This is a genomic window from Streptomyces sp. NPDC006368 (assembly GCF_040612535.1).
Classification (GTDB): Bacteria; Actinomycetota; Actinomycetes; order Streptomycetales; family Streptomycetaceae; genus Streptomyces.
In genome coordinates, this window is sequence record NZ_JBEXQK010000020.1 from 1 (window position 1) to 17,698 (window position 17,698).

General features: G+C 74.7%; 16 protein-coding genes. 5 read left to right on the forward strand and 11 right to left on the reverse strand.

What is annotated here, in order from left to right:
• From ABZZ38_RS16990 to ABZZ38_RS17005, 4 genes are all read right to left on the reverse strand, one after another.
• Nucleotides 1–286, reverse strand: a 286-nt coding sequence (locus tag ABZZ38_RS16990; RefSeq protein ID WP_356740454.1) for an ABC transporter ATP-binding protein, incomplete at its 3' end; no start/stop codon positions are given.
• A 40-nt stretch (nucleotides 287–326) separates the two neighbouring features.
• The gene (locus tag ABZZ38_RS16995; RefSeq protein WP_356740285.1) at nucleotides 327–1,379 is read right to left on the reverse strand and encodes an iron ABC transporter permease; all 1,053 of its coding nucleotides are present in this window, start codon (nucleotides 1,377–1,379) and stop codon (nucleotides 327–329) included.
• 29 nt (nucleotides 1,380–1,408) lie between these two features.
• Nucleotides 1,409–2,362 carry an iron ABC transporter permease gene (locus tag ABZZ38_RS17000; protein WP_356740456.1) on the reverse strand — a complete coding sequence of 318 codons (954 nt, stop codon included), beginning with the start codon at nucleotides 2,360–2,362 and terminating at the stop codon, nucleotides 1,409–1,411.
• Nucleotides 2,363–2,370: 8 nt separating this feature from the next.
• Entirely contained in the window at nucleotides 2,371–3,348 is a 978-nt protein-coding gene (locus ABZZ38_RS17005) for an ABC transporter substrate-binding protein (protein ID WP_356740287.1), read from the reverse strand.
• 145 nt (nucleotides 3,349–3,493) lie between these two features.
• Here ABZZ38_RS17005 and ABZZ38_RS17010 point away from each other — a divergent pair, with 145 nt between their 5' ends.
• The 3 genes from ABZZ38_RS17010 to ABZZ38_RS17020 all read left to right on the forward strand — a co-directional run bounded on the left by ABZZ38_RS17010 (nucleotide 3,494) and on the right by ABZZ38_RS17020 (nucleotide 7,057).
• Nucleotides 3,494–4,708 (forward strand): hypothetical protein, encoded by a 1,215-nt coding sequence (locus ABZZ38_RS17010; RefSeq protein ID WP_356740458.1) that lies wholly within the window; start codon nucleotides 3,494–3,496, stop codon nucleotides 4,706–4,708.
• A 113-nt stretch (nucleotides 4,709–4,821) separates the two neighbouring features.
• Complete coding sequence (locus tag ABZZ38_RS17015; RefSeq protein ID WP_356740289.1) at nucleotides 4,822–5,583, forward strand: hypothetical protein; 762 nt, start codon at nucleotides 4,822–4,824, stop codon at nucleotides 5,581–5,583.
• A gap of 502 nt (nucleotides 5,584–6,085) precedes the next feature.
• On the forward strand, nucleotides 6,086–7,057 hold the full coding sequence (locus tag ABZZ38_RS17020) for a DUF4185 domain-containing protein (protein ID WP_356740291.1): 972 nt from the start codon (nucleotides 6,086–6,088) through the stop codon (nucleotides 7,055–7,057).
• Nucleotides 7,058–7,107: 50 nt separating this feature from the next.
• On the opposite strand, the gene ABZZ38_RS17025 is transcribed toward ABZZ38_RS17020, so the two are convergent.
• The 4 genes from ABZZ38_RS17025 to ABZZ38_RS17040 all read right to left on the reverse strand — a co-directional run bounded on the left by ABZZ38_RS17025 (nucleotide 7,108) and on the right by ABZZ38_RS17040 (nucleotide 11,025).
• On the reverse strand, nucleotides 7,108–7,500 hold the full coding sequence (locus ABZZ38_RS17025) for a hypothetical protein (RefSeq protein WP_356740293.1): 393 nt from the start codon (nucleotides 7,498–7,500) through the stop codon (nucleotides 7,108–7,110).
• A 278-nt stretch (nucleotides 7,501–7,778) separates the two neighbouring features.
• On the reverse strand, nucleotides 7,779–8,993 hold the full coding sequence (locus ABZZ38_RS17030; RefSeq protein ID WP_356740295.1) for a hypothetical protein: 1,215 nt from the start codon (nucleotides 8,991–8,993) through the stop codon (nucleotides 7,779–7,781).
• Between the two features lie 141 nt (nucleotides 8,994–9,134).
• Nucleotides 9,135–10,271 carry a hypothetical protein gene (locus tag ABZZ38_RS17035; RefSeq protein WP_356740297.1) on the reverse strand — a complete coding sequence of 379 codons (1,137 nt, stop codon included), beginning with the start codon at nucleotides 10,269–10,271 and terminating at the stop codon, nucleotides 9,135–9,137.
• Between the two features lie 10 nt (nucleotides 10,272–10,281).
• Nucleotides 10,282–11,025 (reverse strand): GntR family transcriptional regulator, encoded by a 744-nt coding sequence (locus ABZZ38_RS17040; RefSeq protein ID WP_356740299.1) that lies wholly within the window; start codon nucleotides 11,023–11,025, stop codon nucleotides 10,282–10,284.
• 150 nt (nucleotides 11,026–11,175) lie between these two features.
• Here ABZZ38_RS17040 and ABZZ38_RS17045 point away from each other — a divergent pair, with 150 nt between their 5' ends.
• Both ABZZ38_RS17045 and ABZZ38_RS17050 read left to right on the forward strand, forming a co-directional pair.
• On the forward strand, nucleotides 11,176–12,054 hold the full coding sequence (locus tag ABZZ38_RS17045; protein ID WP_356740301.1) for a (2Fe-2S)-binding protein: 879 nt from the start codon (nucleotides 11,176–11,178) through the stop codon (nucleotides 12,052–12,054).
• A gap of 200 nt (nucleotides 12,055–12,254) precedes the next feature.
• On the forward strand, nucleotides 12,255–13,385 hold the full coding sequence (locus ABZZ38_RS17050; RefSeq protein WP_356740303.1) for a DUF2637 domain-containing protein: 1,131 nt from the start codon (nucleotides 12,255–12,257) through the stop codon (nucleotides 13,383–13,385).
• Nucleotides 13,386–13,454: 69 nt separating this feature from the next.
• On the opposite strand, the gene ABZZ38_RS17055 is transcribed toward ABZZ38_RS17050, so the two are convergent.
• The 3 genes from ABZZ38_RS17055 to ABZZ38_RS17065 form a co-directional block, all read right to left on the reverse strand.
• Nucleotides 13,455–13,868 carry an ATP-binding protein gene (locus ABZZ38_RS17055; RefSeq protein ID WP_356740305.1) on the reverse strand — a complete coding sequence of 138 codons (414 nt, stop codon included), beginning with the start codon at nucleotides 13,866–13,868 and terminating at the stop codon, nucleotides 13,455–13,457.
• Nucleotides 13,869–14,093: 225 nt separating this feature from the next.
• Nucleotides 14,094–15,836 carry a pyruvate dehydrogenase gene (locus ABZZ38_RS17060; RefSeq protein WP_356740307.1) on the reverse strand — a complete coding sequence of 581 codons (1,743 nt, stop codon included), beginning with the start codon at nucleotides 15,834–15,836 and terminating at the stop codon, nucleotides 14,094–14,096.
• Nucleotides 15,837–15,873: 37 nt separating this feature from the next.
• The gene (locus ABZZ38_RS17065) at nucleotides 15,874–17,268 is read right to left on the reverse strand and encodes a protein phosphatase 2C domain-containing protein (RefSeq protein ID WP_356740309.1); all 1,395 of its coding nucleotides are present in this window, start codon (nucleotides 17,266–17,268) and stop codon (nucleotides 15,874–15,876) included.
• Nucleotides 17,269–17,698: the final 430 nt, after the last annotated feature.

The following is a 17,698-nucleotide window of genomic DNA, read 5'->3' on the forward strand; positions in this document are numbered from 1 at the left end:
CGGGTACGGCGGGGGCCTGCTGGTGCAGCAGGGCGACCCGGCGGGCGGCGGCGCGGCGCGACAGCCGCCCCAGGTCGTCGCCGTCGAGCACGACCCGCCCGGCCGCGGGTTTCAGCAGCCCCGCGCACAGCCGCAGCAGGGTGCTCTTGCCGCAGCCGTTGAGGCCGACGAGGGCGACCGACTCCCCCGCGCCCACGTCCAGATCGACGCCCGACAGCACCTCACGGCCCGGGTACCCGAAGCGCAGCCCTTCGGCGCGTACCGCGCCCTTGACCGCGTGGTCCACCACAACGCTCACGCCCACTCCCGCTTCCACTCCAAGCTCCTCACTCCCACTCGTCGCCCGCGGTGCGCCGGCGCGCCACGAGCAGCAGCAGCGCCGCGCCGACGCAGGTCGTCAGCGCCCCGACGGGTACGCTCAGCCGGTCCGCGTCCAGGACCCGCGCCGCCACCTGGGACACCCACTGGGCCGCCGCGTCCGCGCCGCCCACCACCACCGAGCCCAGCAGCGCCGCGCCGGGCAGCGCCACCCGCAGGTCGGCGCCGAACAGGGCGAGCGCCAGGTGCGGCACCAGCAGCCCGACGAACCCCAGCGCCCCGACCGCGGAGACCGCCCCGGCGGTCAGCGCCACGGCGCACACGAGCGCGGCGACCCGCGCCCGGCCGGTGTTCAGCCCGGCCGCCGCCGCCTGTTCGTCGCCGCAGCGCAGCAGGGTCAGCGGCGCGGCGAGCCCGCAGGCCGCCGTCGCCCAGAGGGCCGCCCAGGGCCACAGCAGGTGCCAGTGCTCCCACACGCGGCCCTCGGTGGAGCCGACCAGCCACTGGACGACGCTGCCGAGTTCGCCGGGGGCGACCAGCAGCACCATGGCGGTCAGCCCGGCGAGCACCGCCGAGACGAGCACGCCGTGCACGGCCATCTGCGCGGGATCGCCCTTCTGGCGCCCGGCGAGCAGCCACAGCAGCCCCGCCCCGGCGAACCCGCCCAGGCAGGCGGCGGTCACCACCGCCGCCGGGGACTCCCAGCCGGCCAGGCCCAGACCGGTCGCGGCGACCGCGCCGAGGACGGCGCCCGGGGTGACGCCGGTGACCTCGGGGCCGGCGAGCGGATTGCGCAGCGCCGACTGGAGGACCGTGCCGGCCAGCCCGAGTGAGGCGCCGGCGACCAGGGCCACCAGGGTGCGCGGCAGGCGCAGGTGGAGGACGACGTGCCGGGCCGTGGGGTCGCCGCCGCCGCCCAGCACCTCCCAGACGCCGGAGGCGGGCACGGCCCGTCCGGCGACGAGCCCGGCCCCGGCTGCGGCCACGGCGGCGACGGCCAGCAGCGGGAGCAGCAGGGCTCCCCTCCGCGCGGACGTCGCCACCCCGGCAGGTCGCGTCATCGCCGGGCGCCCGGGGCTTCGCGTGTACGTCACCGCCGTGCCCCCGCCTTCAGCAGGGCGACGCCGGCCGGGACCCCCAGGAGGGCCGTCCACGCGCCGACCGGGGTCTCGATCGGCGCGAGGACGAGCCGGGCCGGCTGGTCCGCGCACACCACGACCAGGGCGCCCCAGACCGCCGACCACGGCAGCCAGCCCACGGCGTCCGCGTCCGGGCGCAGCCGCCGCGCCAGGTGCGGCGCCAGGAAGCCGGCCCACGCGACGGGGCCGCACACGGCGACGACCGGCGCGATGAGCAGGACGGAGATCGCGAGCGCGGCGAGCCGGGCGCGCCGTACCCGTACCCCCAGGGCCTGGGCGTCGTCGTCGCCCAGCCGCAGGACGCTCAGCACGGGCGCGCAGAGCACGAGGGCCGGTACGGCGACGACGAGCCAGGGCCACAGGCCGGTCACGTCGTCCCAGGTGCGGGCGGAGAGGGAACCGAGCAGGTAGCGGTAGATGAGCTGGAGGTCGAGCTGGTCGGCGAGGACCATCAGGACGAGCAGCGCGGCCTGCAGGGCGGCGGTGACGGCCGCTCCGGTGAGGAGCACGGCCGAGGGGCTGCGCCCGAACCCGGCGGCGAGCAGCGTCAGTGCGCCACCGGCCGCCGCCCCGATGAGCGCGAGCAGCGGCTGGGCGGCGAGCGGCACGGACAGGGTGAGGACGAGCGGGGCGGCGACACCGAGCGCGGCGCCGCTGGAGACGCCGAGCATCTCGGGGACGGCGAGCGGGTTGCGCAGGGCCTCCTGGAGGACGAGCCCGGCGGCCCCCAGACAGGCCCCGGCGACGAGCGCCAGGACGAGTCGGGGGAGCCGCAGTTCGGTCACGATGACGCCCGCGATGCCGTCGCCGCCGAGCGCGGTCGGCGGCACGTACGGCGTGCCGAGGCAGAGGGCGCACGCGGTGACGGCGAGGAGGATCGCGCCCACGGCCGTGGCGTGGCGCAGGGAGGTGGTCACTTCAGCGCGGCCGTCGCCTCGTCGAGCACGATGCCCAGCGACCGGGTGCCGCGGCCCTTGGCCCAGACCTCGGAGTCGACCTCGTGGACGTCGCCGTTCTTCACGGCCGGGATGCGCGACCAGAGCGGGTTGCGTGCCAGCTTGTCGGAGAGCTTGCCGTCGGAGGCGCCCCCGAAGGAGAGGGTTTCGACGAACATCACGTCGACGTCGCGGGTGAGGATCTCCTCCATGCTGTAGGTGCCGTCGACGCCGCGGCTCTTCCACGGGTAGTCGGCGATCTTCGGGAGGAGTCCGGCGGTGACGTCGTTGCCGGGGGTGGCGACGCCGAAGTTCTCGTCGCTGCCGAAGATGATCAGCGCGGTCTTGTCGCTCCGGGCGCTCTCGGCCTTGGCCAGCTTGGCGCGGAAGGCCTTCTCGGCGGCCTCGCCCCGGGCGGTGCGTCCGGTGAGGGCGGCGAGGTCGCGCAGGTAGCGGACGCTGTCCTCCCAACTGCCGGGCTGGACGGGCCAGAAGACCGTCGCGCCCTTGAGCGCGGGCGCCAGCTTGCCGTGCGTGTCGGCCAGGCCGATCACGAGGTCCGGCTTGTACGAGAGGATCGCCTCCGCCTCGGGCGCGAGGAAGCCGCCCGGTACGACGGGGATCGCGGCGGCCTTCTCCTTGCCGAGGAACTTCGGGTGGGCGAGCAGGCGCGAGTTGGTGGCCGCGGGCGTCATGCCGAGCTCGGCGAGCATGTCGTCGCAGAGCGCGACGAGGCAGACGACGCGACGCGGGACGGCCTTGGTGGTGACGGTGACGCCCTTGACGTCGGTGAGGGAGCGGGCCGCGGTGATGGGTTCGACCGTCAGGTCGGTCTTCGCCGCCGCCTTGTCGCTCTCCCCGGCCGGTTCGGCGGTGGTTCCGCAGCCGACGAGCAGCGTCCCCATGACGGCCGCGGCCGCCCAGCGGCGCACGGTCCCCAGAATCCTGCGTGACATATGGCTCTCGGTTCTCCGTCTCGGTCCCGGGGCGGCGGGAGGCGTGCGGCGAAGGCGCCCCGGGATCGGCCCCTGCCGCACAGATGCGCCACATGATAATCATTATCAATAAATGAACGATCCCACCACCCCTTCGGAGCCCGTCATGCCTCTCCCGCCGCGCCTGCTGGTGGCCGATCAAGTAGCAGGATCGATACGGGTGTTGAACCTGCCCGACGGCCGGGAGGCCGGCGTGGTCGAAGGCCGTCACCTCGCCGAGCACGCCGGCTTCCTGGCCCTCCCGGGCGACCGGTGGGCCTTCGTGGACGACCTCGCCGGCGAGCTGGTCGTCCTCGACCCGTACGGACCGGACGCCGGCCGCCCGCTGATCGCGGCGACCGCGCCCGTGGCGACCCCGGCCGAACACCTGGCGGCCGACCCGTCGGGGCGCCGGCTCGCGGTCACGACCGGCCTCGGGCGGAGCTGGGAGCCCTGGTCGGACCTGCTGACGGCGGTCGACCTCGACACCGGGAGGGCCGTCCGCGTCCGCACCCGGGCCGGCGAACCGGGCGTGACCCTGCTCGACGGGCCCGGCGGCCCCCTCGTCGTCCTGCGCCACCGCGAGCCCGGCACCCTCACCGCGTACCGCTACGCCGACCTCATCGCCGCCCCGCCCGCGTGCCCGGCCCTGCCGCCCGCGTACGAGACGGACCTGCCCGACCACGACGGGCACGGCGACGCCCACGACCCGCGCACCGGACGGCTGTTCGCCGCCGCGGGCTCCGGGGTGCACCGCGCCCGCCGCGACGGCGACCGGCTCGTGACCGAGGAGCCGCTGCCGTGGGCGGGGCCCGGGCGCGGCTACTACCTGCGCCTCGACCCGGTCCGCCGGGTGCTGTGGTCCTGTGTGCGCGGCGGGCCCACCGACCCCGGACGGTGGCCGGAGTGGACCAACGACGCCTGGTCCCACGCCCTCGACACCGGCCGCACCGACCGCGTCCCGCTCGGGCCCGGCCTGGTCTTCCGGCTCGCGATCGCCGCGCACCACGTGGCGTACGCGCGCGTGCACCCCGACGGGGACGAGCTGATCCTGCTCGACCGCATGGAGCCCCGCGTCGTCGCCCGGCGCCCGCTGCCGCCCATGGACGGCGCGCCGAAGCCCGGCGGTACGCCCTGGGACGGGGTGCAGCGCCGGGCGATCGCCGCCTCACCCGGCGCGCCGCTCATCGCCGTCACCCGGGGCGGGCATGGCGTGGTTCACCTTTTCGACGGAACCGAACCCGTCGCCGCGCTGACCGTCCCGACCCCGCTCGACGACGGCGGTCACCTTGCGCTGATCGCCCCGGGGGACGGCGCGGACGGCGATCCGGTGGGCCGCTGATTGTGAATCAATTCACCTGACCTCTTGGCCGGGTGTGCCGATCCGTGCTGAGATTCGCTCGGACTCAACAGCTCGATGGCGCGCTCGGGGAGGGCAATGTGGCGCATACCGCCATGTCTGGTTCCGGAACAGCCGAAAGCGACGATCCCCTCCAGACCGCGGTATGGCGGCTGCGCTCCCGCGGCTGTTGGACCGACGCGGCCGCCCTCCTCGCCACTCGGGCGACCGACCCCGCGGTGGCGCTCCAGCGCGCGTCGCTGCTGATCGAACGGTGCCTGTACACCGAGCAGGGGTGGCCGGAGGCGGAGGACGCCCTGCGCGCGGCGGAGGCGCTCGCCCAGGAGGACGAGGAGCGCGGCGCGGCGGCCTGCGAGCGCGGCTACCTCGCGTACGCGTCGACGCTGCTGGGTGTACGGGACCGGGCCGACGAGGCCCGCGCGGCGCTCGGCCGCGCCGCCGCGCTGATCGACCCGAGCGCGCCGGGCCGCCCGCTGCTGGATTTCCGGCGCGGCCTGGTCGCCCAGAACCTCGCCGACTCGCCGCAGGCCGCCCGCGCCGCCTACCGCCGCGCCCACGAGGGCGCCGCCGCGCGGGACGACCGGCTGCTGCTCTCGTTCACCTGGCGGCACCTGGCCGGACTGGCGCTGCGGGAGGGCGACTTGGCGGAGGCGCGGCACGGCTTCACCGAGTCGCTGCGGCTGCGCGAGGAGCTCGGCTACCTGGTCGGTACGGCACCGGCGCTGGCGGCGCTCGCGGAGGCGGAGCCCGAACCGGAGGCGGCGCGGCTGCGCGAGGAGGCGCGGCGGCTGTTCCGGCTGCTGGACGGTGTGCCGACGTGGCTGGCGGCGCAGCTGGCACCGCAGGCAGCCGCCTGACCGGCGTCGCCACGGCCGGGCGTTGCAAGGGCATCCAGCGCCGGCACCGGGACGAGTTCCCGTGCGCCAACGGCCCGGTGTTCCGCAACCCGGGGACGAACCGCTGGTCCCCTCGGTGCTTCCGCAGCGCCGCGATTCGGTCGTGGTACGGGGGATGACCATGGGAGGGCCCGGAGCTGCGTCTCCGGGCCCGCCTCTCACGTGCGGTGGCGCGGAGCGGCTACAAACGGTGCATCAGGTTCCGGACGGGGCCCGGAAGACCATCGGAGGGATCTTGGCTGCACCTCGGGCACGGCACGGCCCCCTGTTCCGTCGCCGCGGCGGAGGGTCGCCGGTCCCGCCCGACGAACGACGGGCCCCGCCGGCGCGCATGAGCCGGGCGGGATTCCTGAGAGGGGCCGCCACCGCCGGAGCGGCGCTTCTCGGCGATTCCCTGCTCGGCGCCCCCGCGCACGCGGCGCGTGCCCGTCCCGCGGCCCGTGCGCCACGCGAGGGAGACAGCATGCTCAACGTCACCAAGGTCGCCGATCTGACCGGCCCCGGCATCACCACACGGTTCCGCATGGAGGCCACCGACCTGGGCGTGCCCGTCCGCGTACCCGACGGCCGGCTCCTGTTCGTCTTCGGTGACACCTTCGAGGAGGCCAGGGTCGGCGGTGGCTGGTGGCGCTCGCCGGTGGCGCTGTACGGGCATCTCGGCGCCCCGGGCGGCCAGGTGGTCTGGACGGGCGCGGTGGGCGGACGCCACGCCCGGCAGCTCTGGCCGTACGACCACAACGGGCCCGAGTACTCCACCGTGGTGCCGTCCGATGTGATCACCCTCGGCGACACCGTGTACCTGCACGCCATGGTGAACAAGGGGCTCGGCACCGTGGTGCGCACCGAGATCTGGCGATCGGACGACTCGGGCGCGACCTGGGTCCACACCGGCGCCGTGTTCCCCCCGGGCCTCCACGGCGGCATGTTCCAGCTGCTCACCTGGGCGCTCGGCGACGACGGTCACGTCCATGTCCTGTCGACCGGTTTCCAGCGCGACAAGCCGGTCATCCTGCACCGGGTGCGCCCGGAGCGGCTGACGGACCCCGCCGCGTACGAGCCCTGGGGACTGGCCGGCGGCAGCTGGGCCTGGGGCAACCCGCCCACGCCGGTCCTGGACGGGCGGTTCGGCGAGATGTGCCTGCGCCCCCTCGACGGCCGGTGGCTCCTGACCTGGTTCAACGAGGGGGACTACCGCATCGACGGCCTGGTCGCGGACCATCCCGCGTCGGACCTGCGCGCCGCGCACCGCCGCACGCTGCTGTGGGGCACGGCCTGGGGCCAGGAGGACGACACCCATGTGGCGCAGTTGTACGGCGGCTACGTCATCCCCGGCTCCACGCTGGACGACCTCCACCTGTCGGTGAGCCAGTGGAACACGGCGGCGGGCTGGCCGTACCGGGTGACGCAGTTCCGCGTCCGGGGTTTCGCCCGCTGACACCCGCGGAGCCATGCGTCGTGGGCCCGGCCTCTGTTCTTCGGGGCACGTCACGCGTGGATTCCGGATCTCACGTCGTGATCACCGCGGGGAGGGCTGACGTGGACCGGGGGACGCTCGTCGCGGCGGTCAGCGGTGGGTCTCTGGCCATTTCCGGCACCCTTCTGGCGGAACACCTGCGCCATCGCCATGAGGACGACCGCGGGGCCGGTGAACGGCGGCGGGCCGTGGACATCGAGTTCATCACCGCCGCTGAGGCATGCCACGCCCGGTTGCGCCGGATCGCCCAGGCCCCCGGCGCCGAAGCCGGCCTGGACGGGGCCACCCGTGCGGCACTGAGCGATGGAGCGATCCACGAGGCGCGCGAACGTCTGTTCATCGACGCGACCACCACCGTCGCCAGTGCCGGGCAGGCGATGTTCGAGCGGCTCCGCGCTCTTCAACGCGTGGTCGCGGCGGGCGCCGAGCCGACGTCACCCCCGCCTTCCACGCGGCCTACCACTCCTACATCGGCAAGGTCTGGGCCTACCGGGTCGCGGTGCGCCAGGAGCTGGAGGGCCAGTCCCTCTCGCCCGCGGCGTTCGGATGGGACAGGTGGGACGGCAGGGACCGATGCCCCATGTGCCGGGGGTCGGTCGTCACCGGTACGTGAACGTCGCCACCGGTAGGTGCGCGCGGTGTTCCCGCACAGCCCGTGCCCCGGGGACCGTCATGGGGACCGTCAGCCGTCGACCGCCGTCGTGATGTCGGCGGGGGACTTGCCCTTCGCCCCGGTGCAGGACAGTGCGAGGTCCTCGTCCGCGCGGGCGGTGCGCTCCAGGGCGTCGGAGAGGCAGCTCTGGAGGGCCTGCTGGCCGTAGTGGTTGGGGTGCAGGGACTCGGCCTGCTCGGAGGCCGGGAGTGCGGTCCTGGAGCGCTCGAAGTAGCGGGCCCACTGGGCGTCGGCGGCCGACGGCAGGTAGACGTGGCCGCGCGTGGTGACCTCCGCCTGGTGGGTGTCCTTGTGGCAGACCTCGTGGCCGCTGTTGATCCGCCGTACGTCGAGGAAGCCGACCTTCTGGGCCGTGGCGGCCTTCTTCAGCGCGGCCGACAGGGCGGGGTAGACCTGGGTGTCCAGCCACGCGAGGTCGCGGTTGTAGAAGGGGCAGCCGAAGGTGCCCCAGCGCGTCCAGCTGTTCTCGTCGCCGACCGTCGTCGCCGGGTCGCCCGGGGCGAGGGTGGCGGGGTAGCTCTGGAGGATGATCCGGGCCGACGAGCCGGCGTCGGCCAGGACGGCCTTGATCCGTCCGACCGTGTCGGCGGCGTCCTTCTCGACGGACTCGACGCTTTTGAGCATGGGTCCGGTGATCGAGGGATTCACCGAGCAGTACGCGTTCGTCTTCCACGACTCGGCGCACTTGCGGATGGTGTCGGGGAGGGCGGCGCCGCCGACCGAGAGCACCACGTGGCCGACCTTGATCTGCGGCATGGCCAGGAGGTCCTTGAGCTGCTCCAGCTGGGGCCGCTCGCTCTTGTACGGGTCGCTCAGCACGTTCTTGGTCTGCGCGCCGGAGCAGGCGAGGTTGGCCGTGAACTCCACCTCGCCGTGCGGGCTGGGTGCCTGCTTCGCGGCGAGGATCTCGGCCGTGTCCGAGCGGTGGCACCCGGCCTCGCGGGGAGGGTAGATCGAGTCGAGGGTGAGCCCGTCGGCCTTCACCCGGTCCGTGGCCGCCTTCGCCTCGGCCGGTACGCCGCCCTTGGACCAGTCGCCCTCCGCGTTCCCCTTCCACCGGGCCGCTTCACCCGCGATGAAGCTGTCGCCCATGGCGACGGCGTACACGTCGTCCGTGTTCCGCGCGGAGGCGGGGGCCACCGCCGTGAGGGCGGTCAGGGAGGCGGGGAGCACCACCAGGGCGCAGAGCGCGGCGGTGCGGTGGCGGCGTTTCGGGGAGGGCATGGGCGGCGTCCCTTCGGGGCGGGGTCGGGTCGACTGGATCCTGACCACCGCGACACCCTCAGTGTGACGCACAGACGTCCGCTCACTCGCACGAGCGTTCCCGGCGCCTGCGTCCGGCGTAAGGCGTGGACGTGAGGCCCGTCAGCTGGGGCTCAGGGCCAGCAGCGCGTCGTCCAGTCCGACGACGAGGGCCCCGTCACCGGTCACGGCCACGGCGCGGATCCGCGGGCCGGGGCGGAAGGTCAGTGCCTCGCCCGTGCCGAGGCGGCGGAGCTCGGCCAGGCCGTCCGCCCAGGCGACCGCCAGCAGCCCGTCCGCCGTCGCGTGCAGCGCGACCACGGGGTGGCGGCGCTCGGTCACCGGCGCCCGGTCGGGCGTCCGGCCGGGCCGCCAGGCCCGTACCGTGCCGTCCGCGCCGCCGCTGTACGCCACGGTGGGCGCCGTCACGGTGGGCGCCCCCGCCGTGGTCGCCGTCAGGGCGGTGACCCGGCCGGAGTGCAGCGCCTCCTGGTGGACGCCGTCCAGGCCGAAGGCGTGGACCGTGCCCGTCCGGTCCCCGGCCAGGATCCTGCCCCCGCCCGCCGCGAGGGCGGTGGCCGGGTGCCGGGCGAGGGTGGCGGTCACGGCCCGTGTCAGCGGTGTCGGTGCCCCTTCGCGTACGTGCGGACGGCCCCGCTCGTCCAGGACCAGGCGCGTGCCGTCCGCGAGGCACGCGACGGCCAGGGCGCGTTCGGCCGGTACGACGAGCCGGCCGCCGCGCGTCGTGGTCAGCGCGGTGCACGGCCGGCGGGTCGTCCGGGCGAGGCTCCAGGGCGCTCCGGCGGACAGTTCGGTCAGCGCCGGGCGCAGGCGCGGATCCGCCGTGTCGTCCAGGGCGGTGAGGAGGACGAGGGCGCGGTCGGCCGGGTCCTGGTCGCGGATGACGGACTGCCCGGCACGCAGCCACGCGGCGCGCAGGCCGCCGTGGCCGTCGTCGTGGCCGTCGTCCGCCTCGTACGCCGCGGTGGTCGACACCGGGTCGGCCGCGCACACGGCGGCCGGGTCGTCGAGGTCCGCCGGGCTGACGGGTTCCGGAGGCGCGGGCGGCGGTCCGGTGAGGTCGACGCGGATGTGGCCGAGGTCACGCAGGGCGGCGGCCAGTTCGGCGGCCTCGGGCGGCAGCCGCACCCGTACCGCGCGCGGCGGGGCGGCCAGCAGGGCCGACAGGAGTTCGCCGGGCGTCCCGGCGACCACGCCCAGCTGGTTCGCCAGCGCCCAGACGGCGCCGCGCACGCCCATGCCGGTCCCGTCAGCCTTTGGCGCCGGTGAAGTGTTCGCGTACCAGGGACTGCACCACCGGCAGATCCCGGGCGATCAGCGCGTCGAGCAGGGCGCCGTGTTCGGCCGCGTCCGCGACGAGGTCGGCCCGGCGGGTGGGCGGCCGGCCGGTGAGCGGCCACTGGGAGCGGCGGTGCAGGTCGTCGGCGAGGAGGACGAGCTGTTCGTTGCCGGCCAGGGTGAGGACGGCGCGGTGGAAGGCGCGGTCGGACTCGGCGTAGTGGGCGCGGTCGCCGCGGGCGGCGGCTGCCGCGGTGGCCTCGGCGAGCGGGCGCAGCTCGCTCCAGCGGGCGGCGGGCACGGTGCGGGCGAGCCGCAACATGACGGGGACCTCGATCAGGGCGCGGATCTCGGCGAGCTCGGCCAGTTCGCGCGGGGTGCGCCGGGAGACGCGGAAGCCGCGGTTCGGGACGACTTCGACGGCGCCCTCCAGCGCGAGCTGCTGCATCGCCTCGCGGACGGGGGTGGCGGACACGCCGAAGCGCGTCCCGAGGGCGGGCGCCGAGTACACCTCGCCGGGGATCAGTTCGCCGCTGACGAGGGCCGTGCGCAGGGCGTCGAGGATCTGGCCGCGGACGGAGTGCCGCTGCACGAGCCGGGGGCCCGGCGCGGGGGGTTCGCTGTGGGTGTGCTCGCCGCGCGCTTGTTCGGGGACGCGGCCCGCGGCATGCGGCTGTGACGGCTCGGCCGTCCCGCGCGCTCTGCCCTGCTCCACTCGGGTCCTCCTGGTGCCTGGTGCCAGGGCCCGGCTCGTGGTGGTAGGGGCCCCCGTGCACCATAGGCGCACGGAGGCGCAGTTCAAATACGGATCAGATCGGGTAAGGTAAGGCTTACCTGCAAACGATCGTGATTCGGTGGTCCCTGCATGACCGTCCCCGCCGTGCTCCCGGCTCCCGCTTCCGCCCCGGCCTCCACGGCCCCGCCGTCCCCCGTCGCGGACTCCTACGCCCGCCTCGCCGAGGTCTTCCCGGGGCTGCGGGTGCGTGTGCTGGCCGAGCGTGAGACGGAGCCGCGCGGCGAGGGCTGGGTGGGGGCCGACGAGCTCGCGAGCGGCGGGCCGGCCCTGGACGCGTTCCTCGCCTGGGACGACGCGCAGGTCCAGCAGGACTACGGACAGCGGGCCCGCCCCGATGTCGTCGCCAGCTTCGGCCTGCACCGGTACGCCTGGCCTGCCTGCCTCCTCGTCACCGTGCCGTGGTTCCTGCACCGCCGCGTCCCCCGGGTACCCGTCGCGGACGTGGCCTTCCAGCGCGCGATGGGCCGGATGACCGTACGGGTGCGGGAGTTCGCGTGCCTGCCCGGTGACCCCGCCGCCGCGCTGCCCGGCGCCCGGGTCGTACCGGACGAGGAGGCGCTGCGCGCCGAGGTGCGGGCGGCCGTCGCCGCCCACCTGGAGCCGGTGCTGGAGGGGTTCGGGCCGCGGATGCGGCGCGGGAAGCGCGCCCTGTGGGGCATGGCGACCGACGAGATCGTCGAGGGGCTCTGGTACGTCGGCCACCTGCTGGGCGAGGAGCGGCGCGCGATGGCGGAGCTGTCGCTGCTCCTGCCGGGGTCGGGCACGGCCAAGCCGTACGTGGGCACGGCGGGCTTCCGTGAGCTGACGGGGCCGGGCGGCGAGGCGCTGCCCACCCGTGACCGGGCGAGCTGCTGCCTCTTCTACACCCTGCGCCCCGAGGACACCTGCGTCACCTGTCCGCGTACCTGCGACGCCGACCGCGTACGCAAGCTGAGCGCATCCGCGTAACTTCCACGCCACCCGGACGGGTGGCGAGGGTCGAACACAACTCCCCCCATTCATACGGTGGTTCGAGCGGAACCCACCCATTCGTGCGCCCCGCGCCCCCGATGGCGTCCTCTTGCTCCGAAAGCCCATGACGGCCGCGGGCGTTCGGCCACTATGGCGGCCGAACGCCCTACCGCAAGCGATGACGCAAGGGACACCGCATGAGACTGACCGACATATCGCTGGACTGGCTGCTTCCGGGCGTCGTGATGCTGGTGGGGATCGCGGCGGCGGTGGCGGTGCTCAGGCGCGGCAAGCGCGCCGGTGACAAGACAGCGGCCGACGACACCCGGGAACGCGGCGAGGAGCGGCGCCGGCGCAAGGAAGCGGTCTACGGCACCGCCTCCTACCTCCTTCTCTTCTGCTGCGCGGCGGTCGCCGCCGCGCTCTCCTTCCACGGCCTGGTCGGCTTCGGCCGGCAGAACCTGAGCCTGTCCGGCGGCTGGGAGTACCTGGTCCCGTTCGGCCTCGACGGCGCGGCCATGTTCTGCTCGGTCCTGGCGGTGCGCGAGGCCAGCCACGGTGACGCGGCGCTCGGTTCGCGCCTGCTGGTGTGGACGTTCGCCGGCGCCGCCGCCTGGTTCAACTGGGTGCACGCGCCGCGTGGCGCCGGTCACGCGGGCGCGCCGCACTTCTTCGCGGGCATGTCGCTGTCGGCGGCCGTGCTGTTCGACCGGGCGCTGAAGCAGACCCGGCGGGCCGCGCTGCGCGAGCAGGGACTGGTCCCGAGGCCGCTGCCGCAGATCCGGATCGTACGGTGGATCAGGGCGCCCCGCGAGACGTTCGGCGCCTGGTCGCTCATGCTGCTGGAAGGCGTACGGACGCTCGACGAGGCGGTCGACGAGGTGCGCGAGGACCGGCGGCAGAAGCAGCAGACGCGGCTGCGGCGGCGCGAGCAGGAGAAGCTGGAGCGGGCGCGCCTGAAGGCGTTCAACCGGCAGCACCGGGCCTGGGGCCTGGGGCGCGGTGGCCGTCAGATCGACGTCCAGGGCGTGAACCCCGCGCACGTCGAGGTCCACCAGGCCATGAACGCCACGAACCGCTCGTCCGGCTCCGCCTCGGCCGCGGTGGGAGCATCCGTCGCGGAGCCCGCCATACCCGATGCGGAACCACTGCCTCCACGATCCCGGCCCTCCCTTCAGGCCGTGCGGGACACTGAACCGCGCACCGCCGAGCGGCGTACGGACGAACCGCGCCTGGTGGACCTCACGGCGGAGGACGACACCCAGGCTCTCCCCCGGCTCGACTCCCTGGAGGAGAAGCTCAAGCACCTGGAGCAGCAGTTCGGCTGATGTCCGGAGCTCGGGTGATGTCCGGAGTCCGGGTGGTCCCGGGGGCGGGCCCGTCGGCGCGACACCGCGTCAGACGGGCTCGCCGGACAGTTCGAACCAGACCGTCTTGCCCACCCCGTGGCTCAGTACGCCCCACGCGTCGGCGAGGGCTTGCACCAGCACCAGCCCTCTGCCGTGGGTGCTGTCATCGCCCACCGGCTGGTACGGCCGGGGCGGCGCCCCGTCGAAGTCCCGCACCTCCACCCGTAATCCGGTCCCCGGGCCGGCCGTGGCCGTCACCACGGCGCCCTGCCCGGTGTGGATCAGCGCGTTGGTCACCAGTTCGCTCGCGAGCAGCTCCGCCGCGTCGGCGGAGCCCGGTTGGCCCGACCGCCGCAGCAGCTCGCGCAGACCGTGCCTCACCTCCCGTACGGCCGCGAGGTCCTCACCCCTCACGTGCCTGCGCCACTGCGCGGGTCGTGCCGCTGCCTGACGCCCACTCATAGTCCCCACCCGCACGTCATCGACCCTTTCCTCGAACTGGTTCACGGGATGCATGCCCCTGCCCGCCTGGGGCCACGCCTGCGATTCGAAGGCGAGGGGGGCGGTCGAGGGGGCGCACCGGGGTAGTCCGTCAGCGTGTGGGGAGCACGACACGGTGGAGGGGGCGCGGCGGCCCACGGCCGGGGGACGGGCGGGGCCGGGCGGTGGTCAGTGCCCGGGGGAGGGTCACGGGCGGGGGAGGTTGCGCAGGTTGGAGCGGGCCATCTGGAGCATCCGGCCCACTCCCCCGTCCAGCACGATCTTGCCGGCGGAGAGCGCGAATCCGGTCACCATGTCGGCGCTGATCTTCGGCGGCATGGACAGGGCGTTGGGGTCGGTGACCACGTCGACGAGCGCCGGACCCTTGTGCGCGAAGGCGCCCTTCAGCGCGCCCGCCAGGTGCTTGGGCTTCTCCACGCGCACGCCGTACGCGCCGGCCGCGCGGGCGATGGCCGCGAAGTCGGGGTTGTGGTTGTCCGTGCCGTACGACGGCAGGCCCGCCACCATCATCTCCAGCTCCACCATCCCGAGCGAGGAGTTGTTGAACAGGATCACCTTCACCGGAAGATCGTGCTGCACCAGGCTCAGGAAGTCGCCCATCAGCATGGAGAACCCGCCGTCGCCCGACAGGGTGACCACCTGCCGCCTGCGGTCGATGAGCTGGGCGCCGATCGCCTGCGGCAGGGCGTTGGCCATCGACCCGTGACTGAACGAGCCGATGATCCGCCGCCGCCCGTTGGGGGTGAGGTAGCGGGCGGCCCAGACGTTGCACATGCCCGTGTCGACGGTGAAGACGGCGTCGTCGTCCGCCATCTCGTCGAGGACGGACGCGACGTACTCCGGGTGGATCGGGACGTGCTTGTCCACCTTGCGGGTGTAGGCCTTCACGACGCCTTCCAGGGCGTCGGCGTGCTTCTTCAGCATTCTGTCGAGGAACTTGCGGCTCTTCTTGGCGCGCACCCGCGGAGTGAGGCAGCGCAGCGTCTCGCGCACATCTCCCCAGACGGCGAGATCCAGCTTGGAGCGGCGGCCGAGGTGCTCGGGCCGGATGTCCACCTGGACGATCTTGACGTCGTCGGGGAGGAAGGCGTTGTACGGGAAGTCCGTGCCCAGGAGCATCAGCAGGTCGCACTCGTGGGTGGCCTCGTAGGCGGCGCCGTACCCGAGGAGACCGCTCATGCCGACGTCGTACGGATTGTCGTACTGGATCCACTCCTTGCCGCGCAGGGCGTGCCCCACCGGGGCCTTGACGCGTTCCGCGAACCGCATCACCTCGGCGTGCGCGCCCTTCGTGCCGCTGCCGCAGAAGAGGGTCACCTTGTCGGCGTCGTCGACGAGCCGGACGAGCGCGTCGATCTCCGCGTCCCCCGGGCGGACGGTGGGGCGGGCCGTCACCAGGGCGTGCTCGGTCGGCTTCTCGGGGGCGGGCAGCGAGGCGACATCTCCGGGCAGGGCGACGACGCCGACACCGCCACGGCCGACGGCGTGCTGGATCGCGGTCTGGAGCACCCGGGGCATCTGCTGGGGGCTGGAGATCAGCTCGCAGTAGTGGCTGCACTCCTGGAACAGCCGGTCGGGGTGGGTCTCCTGGAAGAAGCCGAGGCCGATCTCGCCGGAGGGGATGTGCGAGGCGAGGGCGAGGACGGGCGCCATGGAGCGGTGCGCGTCGTACAGGCCGTTGATGAGGTGGAGGTTGCCCGGGCCGCAGGAGCCGGCGCAGGCGGCGAGCCGGCCGGTGAGCTGCGCCTCGGCGCCGGCCGCGAACGCGGCGGTCTCCTCGTGCCGCACCTGCACCCAGTCGATGCCGCGGGTGCGGCGGATGGCGTCGACGACGGGGTTCAGGCTGTCACCGACGACTCCGTACAGCCGCTGGACGCCTGCGCGGACGAGGAGGTCGACGAACTGTTCCGCCACATTCTGTTCGGCCATGGTCCATCCATCTCACGACCGGCGTGATCGCGCCTCCTCACGCCTCCCACAGGGCCACGGCCGTACGGTCATCGGCGTATCCCTTCACCCGTAGCCCCGCGTCCGCGAGGAACTGTGCCGGCCCGGGCGGCTCTCCGCTCCCCCACCGTTCGGCGAGCTCCTTGGCGAGCGCCGGCTCCCAGCGCATCGGCCCGGCCAGGCCGGGGCCGGCGAGCAGCAGCGTGTCACCGGGGCGGGCGACGGAGGCGCGGAAGCGGAACGGCTCGGCGGGGGGCGGGACGGGCGGCTCGACGTACGGCGAAGGGGGCGTCGTGATGCCCAGGTCCATGGTCAGCCGGTCGTCCTCGACGGAATCGGCGGACGCGGCGGGCCCGGCGGACGCGGCGGGCCCGGGGGGTGGCCCGGCCGGCGGTGAGCCGTACCCGACGACGGCTTCGCCCGTGAGGGCCCCGGGCTCCGGGGGTTGCGGCTCGATGTCCTGCCAGACGCCCTCGCGCAGCCGGAAGAGCCCGCCGTCGCCGACACCGAAGAACACCCGGGTGCGGCAGGCGGGGTCGGCGGTCAGCAGCAGGCAGCGCAGCCCCGAGGTGTACTCGTCGGGCGGCAGGCCGAGTTCGGCGGCGCGGGCGCGTAGCTTGCCGTAGGAGCGGTCGGTGAGGCGCTGCAGACCGGACTTGAGGTCACCGCGGCGGCCTGCCCTGATGTCCTCGCTGAGCCGGGCGTGGCTGCGGCCGACGGCATCGCCGATCCAGCGGCAGGCATCGGCGGCGGCGCGGTGCGCGCCCTCGGCGGTACGGGCGCCGGTGGCGACGGCGACCAGCACGAGGGCGGCCTCGCCGGTGCCGAACCGGGCGGTGAGCAGCGCGTCCCGTCGGGGCTCGCCCCGGTACCGCGCGGAGTCGCCGCGGATGGACGCGGCGCGCAGGGTGTACGTGCCGTAGCGGGCCCCGTCGAGCACGGTGTCGGCGACGAGCTCGCCCAGCTCCCCGGCCCGGGCGGGCGGTAGGGCGGTGGGTTCCGCCTCGTAGGTGGGGGGCCGGTCCCCGACGTATTCGGCGTGCGGGGCGCGCTGCCGGGGCGCACGGGATGACGACAAGTCAGGCGGCGTCGGCGGCATGGGACTTACCGGCTGTGGCGGTTGCGGCGGTTGCGGCGGCGGTGCGCTGGGAGCCGCGCGCGGGGCCGGCGGCGTCGGTGGTGTCGGCGGGCGCGCGGGGAACGTCCGGGGGCCCGAGCGGCCGTCCGGGGGCTGCCAGGGGGCGCGGTCCCGGGGAGCCGGCCGCGGCGGCGGGGTCACCGTGCCGGAGGCCGAGTCGAACCGGTCGTCCAGGGTGTCGCCGGTGGCGGCCGGGGCCGTGTCCGGGGCGGTGTCGTCGTACAGCCTGTCCCACCAGTCGTCGCCGGTGGCGGGCGTCTCCCCCTGTGGGCTCATGCCCTTAATTGTCCACCGCAAGGGGCGTACGAAAACGGGGCATCCGGAAAAAGTGGCCCGCCGGGCGACCCCACCCCCCACGGGAAGGACGCCCGGCGGACCGGCGTGATCGACGCGCGTCGTACGCGCGGACCACGGTCCGGGTGGCGAAAGTCGCCTGGTCGTCCGCCAGTTGTGCGGTGCGCGGCGTGACGGGGTGTCCGCCGGTGGGCGGGACCCTGAGCGTAAACGGTTTCGCCGGGCGGTGAGCGGGGCGTCCACGTGGTGGGCGTCGCCGCGGGAACGCCTCCCCGGTGGCGGCTTCGGTGCCGGAGTGGTTTCGGGGCCGGGGTGACGGCATCTTGGCGGAGTGGCGGGTGGGGCGGGGATGATGGGTGCGGCGGGTTCGCGCCGTGGCCTCTTTCCGCCACGGCCGCTGTGACGAGGGGTG

Coding starts and splice junctions, on each gene's coding strand:
- ABZZ38_RS16995 (WP_356740285.1), bottom strand. CDS start 1,379: ATGACGCGACCTGCCGGGGTGGCGACGTCCGCGCGGAGGGGAGCCCTG.
- ABZZ38_RS17005 (WP_356740287.1), bottom strand. CDS start 3,348: ATGTCACGCAGGATTCTGGGGACCGTGCGCCGCTGGGCGGCCGCGGCC.
- ABZZ38_RS17010 (WP_356740458.1), top strand. CDS start 3,494: ATGCCTCTCCCGCCGCGCCTGCTGGTGGCCGATCAAGTAGCAGGATCG.
- ABZZ38_RS17015 (WP_356740289.1), top strand. CDS start 4,822: ATGTCTGGTTCCGGAACAGCCGAAAGCGACGATCCCCTCCAGACCGCG.
- ABZZ38_RS17020 (WP_356740291.1), top strand. CDS start 6,086: ATGCTCAACGTCACCAAGGTCGCCGATCTGACCGGCCCCGGCATCACC.
- ABZZ38_RS17030 (WP_356740295.1), bottom strand. CDS start 8,993: ATGCCCTCCCCGAAACGCCGCCACCGCACCGCCGCGCTCTGCGCCCTG.
- ABZZ38_RS17035 (WP_356740297.1), bottom strand. CDS start 10,271: ATGGGCGTGCGCGGCGCCGTCTGGGCGCTGGCGAACCAGCTGGGCGTG.
- ABZZ38_RS17045 (WP_356740301.1), top strand. CDS start 11,176: ATGACCGTCCCCGCCGTGCTCCCGGCTCCCGCTTCCGCCCCGGCCTCC.
- ABZZ38_RS17050 (WP_356740303.1), top strand. CDS start 12,255: ATGAGACTGACCGACATATCGCTGGACTGGCTGCTTCCGGGCGTCGTG.
- ABZZ38_RS17055 (WP_356740305.1), bottom strand. CDS start 13,868: ATGAGTGGGCGTCAGGCAGCGGCACGACCCGCGCAGTGGCGCAGGCAC.
- ABZZ38_RS17060 (WP_356740307.1), bottom strand. CDS start 15,836: ATGGCCGAACAGAATGTGGCGGAACAGTTCGTCGACCTCCTCGTCCGC.
- ABZZ38_RS17065 (WP_356740309.1), bottom strand. CDS start 17,268: ATGAGCCCACAGGGGGAGACGCCCGCCACCGGCGACGACTGGTGGGAC.